The sequence below is a fragment of the Pseudanabaena sp. FACHB-2040 genome, from assembly GCF_014696715.1.
In the GTDB taxonomy this organism is placed as follows: domain Bacteria; phylum Cyanobacteriota; class Cyanobacteriia; order Phormidesmidales; family Phormidesmidaceae; genus JACVSF01.
Genome location: NZ_JACJQO010000022.1, coordinates 620264 through 633236, shown reverse-complemented (window position 1 = coordinate 633236; position 12973 = coordinate 620264). Strand labels below are relative to the sequence as shown.

Sequence of the window (12973 nt, the reverse complement as noted above, 5' to 3'; positions counted from 1 at the left end):
TTAAGTAATTCCGGCTGCCCCTGGTGAAAAAATACTGAGAGAATCTCGGTTGACCAAGTGTTTATTTTGACTTAAGTACCTATACGGCCCTGCCCTAGGCAAATCAGGAAACTGCCCGAAAAGAAGCCCAGCCCTTGCCAGAAGGAATATTGGCTGAATAATGGATCAGAGCGATTTGTTCGCTGATGTGTCCCCAGTTTTGGCTAAGTACCCTTGAGTCTTTCGAATCAACCCTCTTCTTCTCCGCCCCAGCAGGCTGCGGCCAAGCGCATCTTCATTACTGGCGCTAGCGGCTGCATTGGGCACTACATTGTGGAAGCGCTGCTAGAGGGCACCCCCCACGAACTATTTCTGCTGGTACGCGACCCTGGCAGGCTGAAGCTGCCGCTACAGGGCAATCCGCGAGTCCACATCCTGCAGGGCGATCTCGGACAGATCGATCAATTCGCCGAGCTGCTTTCTACCATAGATGTAGCGGTGCTGGCGGCAGCCTGTTGGGGTGGCAGCGAGCAACTGGTCTTTGACATCAATCTCAACCGCAATTTAGACCTGATCAACCTGCTTGACCCGCAGCGGTGTGAGCAGGTCATTTACTTTTCTACCGCCAGCATTCTCGATCGGCAAAATCAGCCCCTGAAAGAAGCGGGCGAAATCGGCACTGACTATATTCGAAGCAAGTATGAATGCCATCGACACCTGCCCAAACTGGTGCTATACCCCAAACTTACGACCGTGTTCCCAACCCTAGTGTTTGGAGGTGATAAAGACAAACCCTACTCTTTTATCTCCGCTGGGCTAGCAGACGTTACCAAATGGCTGGGTCTAATTCGCTTTCTCAAAGCAGATGGCGGTTTCCACTTTGCCCACGCTCAAGACATTGCCTGGGTAATTCGCTATTTGATCGAGCACCCCTCTCAGAATGGCTATCGTGAATACGTGCTGGGCAACCCTGGCCTGACTGTCGATCAGGCAGTCGAAGAGGCCAGCGCCTACGTGGGTAAACCGATTCTTTTCCGCATTCCGCTGTCTCCAAAGTTAGCAGATGTGATTATTCGGGTGTTTCGTATTCAGATGGCTCCATGGGACTATTTCTGTGTTCGCTACCGCCATTTTGTGTATGCCAATGCGGTCAGTCCAGCCACTTTTGGCCTGCAGCCCTACTGCCCCACCCTAGCCGATCTATTCCGTGTACACGGGATTATGCCTAGATAGTGCATCTGAACCAGGATAAGATGAGGGGCAACCCTGGCATTGTGAGCAGCTATGGCGATTATTTCCTCCAAGCAGCCTCCTGACAGTTCTGGCGATGCCCAGCCATCGCGCGCTCGATCCAAGCCGGAGCAGTCTGCGGCAGAGGTGCTGACTCCAGCGCTGTCGCTGGTGCGCGATGGTGAACCTGAAGACGATGAGCGCAAAGGTCCCGACGATAGCCTGCGGCCCAAGCGGCTAGCTGACTATATCGGTCAAAAGGCGCTGAAGGAAGTACTCGATATTGCCATTCAAGCTGCCAAGTCGCGCCAAGAGCCGCTCGATCACCTGCTGCTCTATGGGCCGCCCGGCCTGGGCAAAACGACGATGGCGCTAATTTTGGCCCAGGAAATGGGCGTGGAGTGCAAGATCACCACAGCTCCGGCTTTGGAGCGGCCCCGTGATATTGCTGGCCTGCTGGTGAACCTGAAACCGGGCGATGTACTGTTTATTGACGAAATTCACCGCCTGCCTCGCGTTACTGAAGAGATTCTTTATCCGGCCATGGAAGATTCGCGGCTGGATATCACAATTGGTAAGGGCCAGAGCGCCCGCACTCGCAGCATTCCACTGCAGCCGTTTACGCTGGTGGGGGCAACCACGCGGGTAGGGGCGTTGACTTCGCCGCTGCGCGATCGCTTTGGCCTGATCCAGCGGCTGCGATTTTACGAGATTGATGAACTTACCCAAATTGTGATCCGCACGGCCCAGGTGCTGAATACTCCGATTGAGGCGGCTGGCGCGGCAGAAATTGCCCGTCGAGCCCGAGGCACCCCTCGAATTGCTAACCGGTTGCTCAGGCGGGTGCGCGACTATGTCGAGGTGAAAGCCTCTGGCCCCATCACTGAAACCATTGCCGCTGAGGCGCTAGAACTCTTTAACGTCGATCCTTGTGGGTTGGACTGGACCGATCGACGTCTGCTAACGCTGATGATCGAAAACTTTAGTGGTGGGCCAGTGGGGGTCGATACGATGGCGGCAGCCACCGGAGAAGATGCCCAAACAATTGAGGAAGTCTACGAACCCTACCTGATGCAGATTGGCTACCTGCAAAGAACCCCCCGAGGCCGCGTGATTACTGCCGCTGCCTGCCGCCACCTGGGCTACGATGCCAAAACAGTCCCGTTTGCTGTGGGTGGGCAACAGCTGCCGTTGCTGTAGGGGCAAAGCATTGCAGCGCTTGGTTTGGCAAGGTTATAAAAAGCCTAGACACCATGCTTTGCCCCTACAGGGGATAATCGAGACATGGCATGTTGGGAGTTTTGCAATGGGGTTGTCTTCTATTTTCTCCAAGGTTTTGGGGCTGGTTTTGGCTCTATGGGTGGGGCTAGCCTATGGCGGCAGCGCCTTGGCTCAGTCTGCCGCCTCTGATCCTGCGATCTTTTCTCCCGGCGATATTCAGACCATCACTGAGTTAAAACAGTCGGCTTTTGCTGCATCCCAGGCAGGTCAGTTTGCCGCTGCTGAAGATCTGTGGAGCGAACTGATCGAGTACCTGCCCGATGAACCGGCTGTCTGGAGCAACCGGGGCAACACGCGGGTGAGCCAAAACAAGCTGACCGAGGCGCTAGCAGACTACACCCAGGCCATTGAACTGGCCCCTAATGAACCTGATCCTTATCTGAACCGGGGAGCGGCCCTAGAAGGTTTGGGGCGGTGGGAAGATGCGATCGCAGACTACACCCACCTCCTTACAATCAACTCTAAAGATGCGGCTGCCTACAACAATCGAGGCAATGCCAGAGCGGGGCTAGGCCAGTGGGAGGCAGCCCTCAAAGACTACCGTGAGGCTGTAACGCTAGACCCACAGTTTTCCTTTGCCCGCATTAATGAAGCCTTGGCGCTCTATCAAATCGGGGAGACAGATCAGGCCATCCGTCAGTTTCGGGGGCTCAGCCGCAAGTATCCCAACTTCCCCGATGCCCGAGCAGCGCTCACAGCAGCCCTGTGGGAAGCTGGCCAGCGGGGAGAAGCCGAGAGCAACTGGGTGGCTGTAGTGGGCCTAGATGGGCGCTACAAAGACCTCGACTGGGTGCGCACGGTGCGGCGCTGGCCTCCGGCGATGGTGGCAGCGCTAGAGAAGTTTTTGAATTTATAAGCCCTCTAAGCTGTTAGCTGGCAGATTCCACAGTGCAGCTCAGTTCATTAGGATGTCTATGGAGCTTTAGCCCGGATGCGATGAGCCCATGCTCGACCTGTTTTTGATCACCAGCCTGGGGTTTTTGGGCAGTTTTGGCCACTGCTTGGGCATGTGTGGCCCACTTACGGTGGCCTTTTCCCTGGGGCACCCTGCTGAGGCGGTTCCTTCTCGCTGGCAGTCGGTGAGATTTCACCTGCTGCTGAATTTGGGGCGGCTTTTGAGCTATGCCTTGATCGGTGCTGTTATTGGCGGCATTGGTTCAGTGCTGGTGGCAGGGGGGCAGGTGGCTGGCATCGGCAGCGGCCTGCGGCGGGCAATGGCGCTGGGAACCGGCGGGCTGCTGATTTGGTTTGGGCTGGCCCAAGTGAGTCCGGGGCTGTTGCCCAAACTGCCGTTTCTGCACCCCATGCTACAAGGGCAGCTGCACGAGCGGCTGCAAAAGACGTTGACCCGCTTCTCGCTCAGCCGTCAGTGGTGGACGCCGCTGCTGCTAGGGTTGGTATGGGGGCTAATTCCCTGTGGATTTCTCTACGCTGCTCAGATCAAGGCCGCCGAGACGGCTCATCCGGCGATTGGAGCTGCTACTATGCTGGCTTTTGGCCTAGGTACGCTTCCAATCATGCTAGGGGTAGGACTATCTGCCAGCTGGCTGGGCCAAGACCGACGCAGCCAGCTATTTCGCTTGGGCGGTTGGTTGACGCTGCTGATTGGCGTGCTAACGCTGATGCGAACTGGCGAAGCCATGACTGACTACGCTGGCTATGGGGCACTGGTGGCGCTGGTGCTGGCGCTAGTGGCGCGGCCTATCAGCAAGCTCTGGAGCGGGCCTTTGCGCTACCGCCGAGTGCTGGGTGTGGGTGCGTTTATCCTTTCTCTGGCCCACAGTGTGCAGATGGTAGAGCATAGCTGGGGCTGGAACTTTCGGGCCTTTGAGTTTATGCTGCCCAGGCATCAGTGGGGCGTAATCATGGGGGCTTCGGCCCTAGTATTGATGCTGCCGCTGGCACTGACTAGCACCGACTGGGCCCAGCGAGCGTTGGGAACTTTTTGGCGTAACCTTCATCTTTTGAGTATTCCTGCCCTGCTGCTGTGTACCCTTCACTGTCTGATGTTGGGCACTCGTTATCTCGGGTCGGGGCATTTAAGCCTGTCTCAGTCGATTCATACAGGTATGTTTGTGAGCGTGGTGGGACTGGCGCTGATGATGCGATCGCACTGGCTCTGGTCTCTGTTGTCTCTGGATCGTTACTATGTTCCGCCAAAGCGTTCTTAATAGCTGGCTGCTGGCCTTGAGCCTGACCAGTCTGGCCCTGCCAGTAAGTGCTCACAAGGTACAGGTATCTGGCGATGTGGGCGGCACCCTGCACATTGAACCAAACGATGTGGCGCGGGCAGGTGAACCCACTGAGGTTTGGTTTGCGCTCACTCGTCAAGGTGGACAAGTGATTCCGCTGGCTGACTGTGACTGCCAGCTCTCGGTCTTTGCCCAGCCCTACGGCGAGGGAGCGACGCCGCTGGCCCAGCCGCCGCTGGCCCCAGTGACAGCAGAAAGCTATGAGAACATTCCCGGCGCTGAGGTGGTTTTCCCCGATGTGGGAGCCTATACGCTGGTGCTCACAGGCAGCTCTCGCGCAGCCGAGGAATTTCAGCCCTTTGAGCTGCCCTTTGAGGTCACGGTCGCCGCCCGTAGCGCTGCCGCCCCTGCAGCTTCTGCCCCAACTGCTGGTGAGACAGAAGCTGCCCCTGCATCTACAGAAGTGTTGGGCGTGGAAAGTGGTGCCCTGCCCCCCGCTGCTGCTCCGCTATGGCAGCCTTCTGTGATTGCTGCCACTATTGTTCTGCTCGCAGGTTTGGTTTGGAGCCTACGCCATCGCCGCAAAGATGATGACATTGATCCCCGCTCCAAACCTTAGAGCTATGTTCTTCTCTTTCTCCTCGCCTTCCGATCGCGGCAAAGCCTAAGTACCAGACATCGCTACAACTCAGCTTTTAGCTTTGGCCTCCAACGCTTCTAGGCGGCTCTTAAGTTCCTGATTGTTTTTCTTGAGTTCATCGATCTCCTGCTGCAGCTTTTGCACCGCCTGGTCTTTGCCGATGTTCTTTTGAACTCGCTGCACGGCTTCCTCAGCGCGCTGCCGGACTCGACCATCGGCAGTGTGGTCTGCCAAGGACTGCAGGACTGTCATCGCGCGGGGAGTTTCCATTGCGCCCAAGGCAATCAGGACAGAAACCTGGGTGAGGAAGAAAGGTTCGCGAGAGATGACCTCTAGGCGGTCTAAAATCCGCTCTAGGTTGGCTTTGCTTTGGCTAGTCGAGATGGGGCCCAATGCCCGTACCGCCGCCAGCCGCAGCGCCTGGGGCACGCCCAGTTCGGTATATTGCAGAATCAAGTTGAGGGCTGCTTCGGAGGTCTTGAAATGGCTGAGCGCCCCAATTGCCCCAGAGCGAACGACCTCATTCCAGCCTGAGCGCTCCTTAAGAATGGACTCTAGCAGCGTCACGGTTGCTGGGCCCTGGGTTTTGCCTTCTACGTCAGCGGCACCTACTTTACCCAAAGCGCGGATGGCGGCGGCTTCTACGTAGTAGCTGGGATCGCCCTGCTCGACTACCGCTCTGAGCGCTTCATAGCTTTCGGCAGTTTTCACGTCGCCTAGGGCTTCGACAACGGCCCGACGAACATTGGCTTCAGGGTCTTGGAGGGCTGCTAGCAGTCCCGCTGCAGCCTGATCTAGCTTGATTGAGGCGAGTTGCTCAGCGACTTCTGCCCGCACCCCCCAAAAAGGCTCTGCTTTGAGGGCAGTAGTTAGGGCATTAACGGCTTCTAGACTGCCTTTCTTTGCGATCGCACCCGCTGCCTCAATCCTTGATAGGGGGTCGGGATCGTACTGCAGCTGGGCCTTAAGCTCAGCCAGCGGATACTCTAGATTGACAGTTTTGAGCCTGTGGTTGCCCACATCAAAGCTGACGAAGTCGGGCTTCTTCGCTAGCGGGAAGAAAAAGCTCTGCTCCCGCTCATGCACCCGCACGGTAAAGGGCGTGACCTCTACCTGGGGCTGCTCGCCAGAACTCTCAACGTAGCCAAAGCCAATTGGAATTCGCAGGTCAAATAGGCCGCTGGTGCTGCTGGTGTCGCCATCTTTTACCTGGGTTTGGGTAATGGTGATCTTAGCTAGATTGCTGTCACCATCCCAGCTGTAGGCCACCTTGTAGTCAGGGTGACCGCCCCGGAACACGTACTGGTCAAATAGGGAGCGCAGATTGCGGCCGGTGGTCCTTTCAATAGCCCGGATCAGGTCAATGGTTTCGACCGTTTGGTGAGCGTGGGTCTGCACAAAGGTATGGATGGCCCGCCAGAACAGGTCATCTCCCAACTCCGTGCGAATCATGTGGTAGACACAGGCCCCTTTTTCGTAGATGTGGCGGTCATACAGCTCAATCGCTTCTCGGTAGACATGGGTGACCATCGGACGACGGTAGCGGCTGCGGTCCTCCGAGAGGTAGCTGCGCATTGCCTCTAGGCGGTAATAGGCAGCTTCCTGGTCGCCGTATTCGCGCTCGGTCCACATCACCTCAGAGTAGGTAGCCATGCCCTCTTTAACCCAAGCATGGGACCAGTGGTTGATCACCAGCAAATCACCAAACCACTGGTGGGCTAGTTCGTGGGCCACGAGCGACTCAGAGTTGCGGTTATCTAGGGCAGCCCGCTCATCTAGCAGGCAGCGGTCGGTGAGGATAGTGCAGGAGGTGTTTTCCATGCCGCCGAAGATGAAGTCAGCGGCGCAGACCTGGGCATATTTGGGAAAAGCATAGGTATAGCCGTACTTTTCGCTAAAAAACTCAATCATCTGAGGCGTTTTGCCCATCGTGCGCTGGGCCTCGTCCTTGCGGCCCTTCTCGACGTAGTAGGTGACGGGAATGCCCTGCCACTGGTCTTGAATCACGTCGAAGTCACCCACTGCCAGCGCCATCAAGTAGGTGGGGTGGATCTGCTTCTGCACCCAGTGATAGATCTTGAAAGCGCCTTCCTCCACGGTTTCTACCAGTTCGCCGTTGGAAATGGTCTGGTACTGCTGGGGCACCCGCACCCGAATTTCTGAGGTCGCCAGTTGGCCGGGATAGTCGAAGCAGGGGAACCAGAAGCGGGAGTCTTCGTCTTCCCCTTGAGTCCACACCTGAATAGGGCGATTGGGGTAGTGCTGGTCGGGGCCGATGAAGTAGATGCCGCGCTGAGGCTGTTCGGCTCGGTAGGCAATCTGTAGGGTCAACACCTCGCCTGCTTGGGTTGGCTGCTGCAGCCGAATGTGGAGCTGCTCTCCGTCGTAGTCAAAGTCTTGGGGAACTGTGCCCACCGTCACCGCCTGAATCTGCAGGCTCACTGCGTCTAGCGTTAACCGCTTCACACCATCTCGTACCGGATTTATCTGCACCGTACAGGTGCCTTCACAAACCTGGTTATCCAGATCCAGGGCCAAATCCAGGGCAATGTGCTCTACCTGTCCGGGGCGGTCGGGGTTGTAATGGGGGCGGGCACCGGGCAGTTCAAATGACTTGTGGCTATTGTTGTCGGTATCCAAACGATGGGCATTGAGCATGGGAGCAGTTAATCCTTAGAACATGAATCCTGTAAAAACTCGGTGTGACAGCCCTACCTGCCACGCGCCACCCACCTTCATGCGGAGTACTTTGGTGGCAATGCGACCCTAATTGATCAGGGTAGCGTTTTGGTAGGGATTGAGCGTCGGGTCTTTGGGATAATGGCTTTATCCATAACAAACTCTTTAAATTCGTCTGCTTATGAATGCGATCGCAGCGCCCAATCTTCTCTCTAGCCTGATCAACCGAGTTCTTGCCATCAAGCCCCTCTTCAACCTAGCTAAAGGTCGCGCCCGCGCCATGATGATCGAGCGGGCTGAGTCGATTGGGGTGCCCTGGCGAGAACGCGTGCAGCAGTTGCGATCGCGCCACACCCCTGCTGACTTTGCCTCTGATTGGGAGTCAGAGCTAGCCGCCATCCGCAATCCTGACTTGAGCTATCCCGACTACTACGTCAACAGCTTCCACGCCTATGAGGAAGGCAACCTGGGCTGGCTACCTGCTCTGGAAGTTGAGGTCGCAGCCCATGCCGTCCATGCCCGCATCTGGCCGGAAGCGGGAGCCCAAGGCGATGCCAAGCTGCGCCAGAGCTATCACGATTTGCTGAAGGCCCAGCTGCCGCAGGCCCCCAAAGACATCATCGACTTGGGCTGTGGCGTTGGCATGAGCACCCTGACGCTGCAGGCAACCTTTCCCAGGGCCCAACTGACCGGGGTAGACTTATCTCCCTATTTTTTGACGGTGGCTCAGTACCGCTGTAACGAAGGCTCTAGTTCTGATGGGGCTGCCGGAGTGCGCTGGCACCATGCAGCTGCAGAGGCGACCGGCTTGCCCGATGCAGCCTACGATCTGGCTTCGGCCTGCCTGGTTTTCCACGAGTTGCCCCAAAGTGCTGCTAAGGCCATTCTCCAAGAGGCCCGTCGTCTGCTGCGCCCAGGAGGGCACTTGGCAATCATGGATATGAACCCCCGCTCAGAAGTCTTTGCCCAAATGCCGCCCTTTGTGTTGACCCTGCTAAAAAGCACCGAGCCTTATCTAGACGAATACTTTGCTCTAGATTTCGAGCAGGCTTTTATTGAGGCCGGATTTGAGCCGCCAGTGGTAACCTGCAACAGCCCCCGCCACCGCACCCTAGTCGCGCGGGTTCGCTAGAGCCTCAGTCTCGTAGAATGGGCAAAGCAAAGCGTGCCCATCTAGTCATGCTCCTTAGAAGATGGGCAGGGGCTACGGCCCTTTGCCCATCCTCCCTGGCGGTCAAATCCCTATCAACTTCAGCATGTCGTCCAGGGAATCGACCACCATATCGGGTACCACTGCCGACTTCTGGACTAGCGACTCCCGGTATTTGCCGCTCTTTACCAGAATCCCTTGAATCCCTAGAGCTTGAGCCCCGCCGATATCGTCCTCAATATCGTCACCCACCATAGCCACCTGCTCCGGCGGCAGGCCCAGGTCTTTCAGCGCCAGATTAAAGAAGGCGGCATTGGGTTTACCGATAACGGTTGCCTGTTGGTCGGTGGCAAACTCCAGAGCCGTTGCAAAGGCACCGATATCGAGCTGTAGACCGGCCTCCCACTGCCAGTATTTAGCCTTATGTAGGGCTATCAATTCTGCTCCTTTGAGAATGAGCTTAAAGGCACGGTTGAGGGCCTGATAGCTCCACTCATCTCCCATATCACCGAGCACAACGACATCGGCAGCGGTTTCTGACACATTAAACTCTTCAAAGTCTTGCCGGGTTTCTTTAGAGAGCAGGGGAAAGATCGTCGGATTGCCTTTCTGACGTAGGTAGAGCACGGCAGCGTAGGGGGCGCTGATGATTGACTCTGGCTCAATGGGCAGACCTATCGCTTTTAGGTGGCGGCTGAGGTCTGCTACCGACTCAGTTGTGTTATTGGTCGCAAACCGATGGGGAATTCCCGATTCCTTCAGCCTTTCAACGGTGCTGACAGCGCCTTGTAGGGTTCTATGGGAGACGTAGAAAACGCCATTGAGATCCAGCAACAGCCCGTTGATGGGAGCACGTGCACTTGTCATCGGTGGATTTCCTCGGCAGAGACTCCAGATATTGTACGGAGCCTACTCAATTCAGGCGAAGGAAAGGGGCGCAACCGCTACAGTCGTTTTGATTAATCACGTTTGAATAGGATGGGTGGGATATACAAGCAGAATGTACTGGTTCAACGGTCAGGTAATCGATGGGCAAACGCTAGCTCTGGACGTTTACAATCCAGGGCTGCTCTACGGCGCGACGGTGTTTACAACGCTGCGGGTCTACGGCCAGTCGTTAGACCATCCGCTGACGGCGTGGCGGCAGCACTGCGATCGCATCCGCACTTCCCTTCAAGCCTTCCAGTGGCCTCAGCCCGACGAGTCCTGTCTACGGCAAGGAGCTGAAGCGCTGATGCCGCACTACCCCATCTTGAGAATGACGCTGTTTCCTGATGGTCAAGCGCTAATCACCGGGCGTCCACTTCCAGCCGATTTAGCAGAACGTCAGCAGCGAGGCATTACAGCCTGGGTGGCCCCCCACGACTACTCAAGAACCCTGCCTGCTCATAAAACGGGCAACTACCTGGCCTGCTGGCTGGCGGCCCAAGCCGCCAAGGCGCAAGGGGCGGCAGAGGCCATTTTGGTTGACGGGGCCGGCCACTGGCTAGAGACCAGCAGCGGCAGCCTGTGGGGCTGGGCCGAGGGCCAGTGGTGGACGCCACCGCTGACGGCAGGAATTTTGCCGGGGGTAATGCGATCTCAGCTCATCCGCCACCTGCACATCCTGGGTCGCCCTGCCCTCGAAACCCCCTGGACCCCTGCCAAAGCTCAGCAGTTTGAGAACCTTGCCTATACCAACTGCGGGGTAGAAATTGTCCCCATTCACACAGTCCTGCAGGGGCGAACTAGACTGGAATACAATCCTGATCAGAGGGTTTTGCAGGAACTGCGCTTCATGTTTGATGAAGCGTTGCCGTAAGGTTTGATTTGACCTGGCATTAAATCCGCAAACCACTATTTAACCTCGCTGATTCGACCAATTCTGAATCTGGCGTTAACATTAGTTAATATACGTTTTCATTTAAGAAACACCCCATCCTCACCCTGAAGCAATTGGAGGCACAACCCCGGTGAACAAACGGTGGAGAAACGCAGGTCTTTACGCCCTGCTAGTGGTCGTGGTCATCGCCTTAGCCACTGCCATTTTTGATAATTCTGGTCAAGAAACACAAACCTGGCGCTACAGCCGCTTCTTACAGGCCGTTGAAAGCAACCAGGTCGAGCGGGTCAACATCAGCTCTGATCGTACTCGTGCTCGATTCACTGATCCCGAGGGTAACGGTCAGGTAATCGTCAACCTGCCCAACGATCCAGAACTAATTGATCTTCTGGAAGACAACAATGTCGATATTGTCGTGCTGCCCCAAAGCGACGACAGCGTCTGGGTTCGTGCCTTTAGCACCTTGCTGATTCCGATCATGCTGCTGGTGGTGCTGTTCTTTGTGCTGCGGCGAGCGCAAAGCGGCCCTGGTAGCCAAGCCATGAACTTCGGCAAGTCCAAAGCTCGGGTGCAGATGGAGCCTCAGACCCAAGTTACCTTTGGCGATGTCGCTGGCATTGACCAGGCCAAGCTAGAGCTAGCTGAAGTCGTTGACTTCCTGAAGAATGCCGACCGCTTTACTGCCGTCGGAGCCAAAATTCCCAAAGGCGTGCTGCTGGTGGGGCCTCCTGGAACGGGTAAAACCCTGCTGGCCCGAGCGGTAGCGGGTGAGGCCGGTGTGCCTTTCTTCTCCATCTCCGGTTCTGAGTTCGTTGAGATGTTTGTCGGGGTAGGCGCTTCGCGGGTGCGCGACCTGTTTGAACAGGCCAAGTCCAACGCGCCCTGTATCGTGTTTATCGACGAGATTGATGCGGTGGGCCGTCAGCGGGGCGCAGGTCTCGGCGGCGGCAACGACGAGCGCGAGCAAACCCTCAACCAGCTTCTCACTGAAATGGATGGTTTTGAGGGCAACAATGGCATCATCATCATTGCTGCGACCAACCGGCCCGACGTGTTAGATGCGGCGCTGCTGCGTCCGGGACGATTTGACCGTCAAGTTGTGGTTGACCGGCCTGACTACGCAGGTCGTCTGGAAATCCTCAACGTCCACGCTCGCGGCAAGACCTTTGCTACGGACGTAGACCTAGAAAAAATTGCCCGCCGGACTCCTGGCTTTACTGGAGCCGACCTCTCTAATCTGCTCAACGAAGCAGCTATTCTCGCGGCTCGCCGCAACCTCACCGAGATCTCGATGGATGAGGTTAACGATGCCATTGATCGGGTGCTGGCAGGCCCTGAGAAGAAAGACCGGGTAATGAGCGAAAAGCGCAAGCAGCTCGTTGCCTACCACGAAGCTGGACACGCTCTGGTGGGTGCCCTGATGCCCGACTACGACCCAGTGCAGAAGATCAGCATCATTCCTCGCGGTCGAGCTGGCGGTTTGACCTGGTTCACCCCTAGCGAAGATCGTTTAGAGTCTGGTCTCTACTCTCGCTCTTACCTGCAGAATCAGATGGCTGTCGCTCTGGGAGGCCGCATTGCTGAAGAAGTTATCTTCGGCGAAGAGGAAGTCACCACGGGTGCGTCTAACGACCTGCAGCAGGTAGCTCGGGTCGCTCGTCAGATGGTTACCCGCTTTGGTATGAGCGATCGCTTAGGGCCTGTAGCCCTGGGCCGTCAGCAGGGCAATATGTTCTTGGGCCGCGACATCAACGCCGAGCGCGACTTCTCGGAAGAGACTGCTGCTGCCATCGACGAAGAAGTACGGGAACTGGTAGACGAAGCCTATATCCGAGCTAAGAGCGTGTTGACCGAAAACCGCCATGTGCTGGACAAACTGGCTGACATGCTGGTGGAAAAAGAAACCGTAGACGCGGAAGAACTGCAGCACCTGCTGGCCACTAACGATGTGAAGATGGCTTCTATCGTCTAGTCCTGGCCTGAGGCAGGATGATCTGATT

At 56.6% G+C, this 12973-nt stretch carries 10 protein-coding genes; 8 read left to right on the top strand and 2 right to left on the bottom strand.

Going from position 1 to position 12973, the window contains the following annotated elements; translation table 11 throughout:
- Nucleotides 1–213 precede the first annotated feature (213 nt).
- The 5 genes from H6G13_RS25800 (at nucleotide 214) to H6G13_RS25780 (ending at nucleotide 5301) form a co-directional block, all read left to right on the top strand.
- On the top strand, nucleotides 214–1212 hold the full coding sequence (locus H6G13_RS25800) for an NAD(P)-dependent oxidoreductase (RefSeq protein WP_190488259.1): 999 nt from the start codon (nucleotides 214–216) through the stop codon (nucleotides 1210–1212).
- 51 nt (nucleotides 1213–1263) lie between these two features.
- Entirely contained in the window at nucleotides 1264–2409 is a 1146-nt protein-coding gene (gene ruvB, locus H6G13_RS25795) for a Holliday junction branch migration DNA helicase RuvB (protein ID WP_190488256.1), read from the top strand.
- 106 nt (nucleotides 2410–2515) lie between these two features.
- On the top strand, nucleotides 2516–3346 hold the full coding sequence (locus H6G13_RS25790) for a tetratricopeptide repeat protein (RefSeq protein WP_190488254.1): 831 nt from the start codon (nucleotides 2516–2518) through the stop codon (nucleotides 3344–3346).
- Nucleotides 3347–3434: 88 nt separating this feature from the next.
- On the top strand, nucleotides 3435–4661 hold the full coding sequence (locus H6G13_RS25785; RefSeq protein WP_190488252.1) for a sulfite exporter TauE/SafE family protein: 1227 nt from the start codon (nucleotides 3435–3437) through the stop codon (nucleotides 4659–4661).
- Nucleotides 4639–5301 (top strand): hypothetical protein, encoded by a 663-nt coding sequence (locus H6G13_RS25780; RefSeq protein WP_190488250.1) that lies wholly within the window; start codon nucleotides 4639–4641, stop codon nucleotides 5299–5301. The genes H6G13_RS25785 and H6G13_RS25780 overlap by 23 nt, the downstream gene beginning before the upstream one ends.
- Before the next feature lie 69 nt (nucleotides 5302–5370).
- Here the strand turns inward: H6G13_RS25780 and H6G13_RS25775 are convergent, their stop codons facing one another.
- Nucleotides 5371–7980: a M1 family metallopeptidase gene (locus H6G13_RS25775; RefSeq protein ID WP_190488248.1), complete on the bottom strand. Its 2610-nt coding sequence runs from the start codon at nucleotides 7978–7980 to the stop codon at nucleotides 5371–5373.
- A gap of 202 nt (nucleotides 7981–8182) precedes the next feature.
- On the opposite strand from H6G13_RS25775, the gene H6G13_RS25770 reads away from it, so the two are divergent.
- Nucleotides 8183–9133 carry a class I SAM-dependent methyltransferase gene (locus H6G13_RS25770; RefSeq protein WP_190488246.1) on the top strand — a complete coding sequence of 317 codons (951 nt, stop codon included), beginning with the start codon at nucleotides 8183–8185 and terminating at the stop codon, nucleotides 9131–9133.
- Nucleotides 9134–9235: 102 nt separating this feature from the next.
- On the opposite strand, the gene H6G13_RS25765 is transcribed toward H6G13_RS25770, so the two are convergent.
- A complete protein-coding gene (locus tag H6G13_RS25765; protein ID WP_190488243.1) occupies nucleotides 9236–10018 on the bottom strand; it encodes a TIGR01458 family HAD-type hydrolase in 783 nt (260 codons plus the stop codon).
- 133 nt (nucleotides 10019–10151) lie between these two features.
- Between H6G13_RS25765 and H6G13_RS25760 the strand changes: the two genes are divergently transcribed.
- Both H6G13_RS25760 and ftsH3 read left to right on the top strand, forming a co-directional pair.
- Nucleotides 10152–10952, top strand: a complete 801-nt coding sequence (locus H6G13_RS25760; protein ID WP_190488241.1) for an aminotransferase class IV — start codon at nucleotides 10152–10154, stop codon at nucleotides 10950–10952.
- A 151-nt stretch (nucleotides 10953–11103) separates the two neighbouring features.
- Nucleotides 11104–12945: an ATP-dependent zinc metalloprotease FtsH3 gene (gene ftsH3, locus H6G13_RS25755; protein WP_190488239.1), complete on the top strand. Its 1842-nt coding sequence runs from the start codon at nucleotides 11104–11106 to the stop codon at nucleotides 12943–12945.
- Nucleotides 12946–12973 lie beyond the last annotated feature (28 nt).

Excerpts from the sequence above, each read along its gene's own strand:
- ruvB (WP_190488256.1), top strand. The coding sequence starts at position 1,264 with ATGGCGATTATTTCCTCCAAGCAGCCTCCTGACAGTTCTGGCGATGCC.
- H6G13_RS25790 (WP_190488254.1), top strand. The coding sequence starts at position 2,516 with ATGGGGTTGTCTTCTATTTTCTCCAAGGTTTTGGGGCTGGTTTTGGCT.
- H6G13_RS25785 (WP_190488252.1), top strand. The coding sequence starts at position 3,435 with ATGCTCGACCTGTTTTTGATCACCAGCCTGGGGTTTTTGGGCAGTTTT.
- H6G13_RS25780 (WP_190488250.1), top strand. The coding sequence starts at position 4,639 with ATGTTCCGCCAAAGCGTTCTTAATAGCTGGCTGCTGGCCTTGAGCCTG.
- H6G13_RS25775 (WP_190488248.1), bottom strand. The coding sequence starts at position 7,980 with ATGCTCAATGCCCATCGTTTGGATACCGACAACAATAGCCACAAGTCA.
- H6G13_RS25770 (WP_190488246.1), top strand. The coding sequence starts at position 8,183 with ATGAATGCGATCGCAGCGCCCAATCTTCTCTCTAGCCTGATCAACCGA.
- H6G13_RS25765 (WP_190488243.1), bottom strand. The coding sequence starts at position 10,018 with ATGACAAGTGCACGTGCTCCCATCAACGGGCTGTTGCTGGATCTCAAT.
- H6G13_RS25760 (WP_190488241.1), top strand. The coding sequence starts at position 10,152 with ATGTACTGGTTCAACGGTCAGGTAATCGATGGGCAAACGCTAGCTCTG.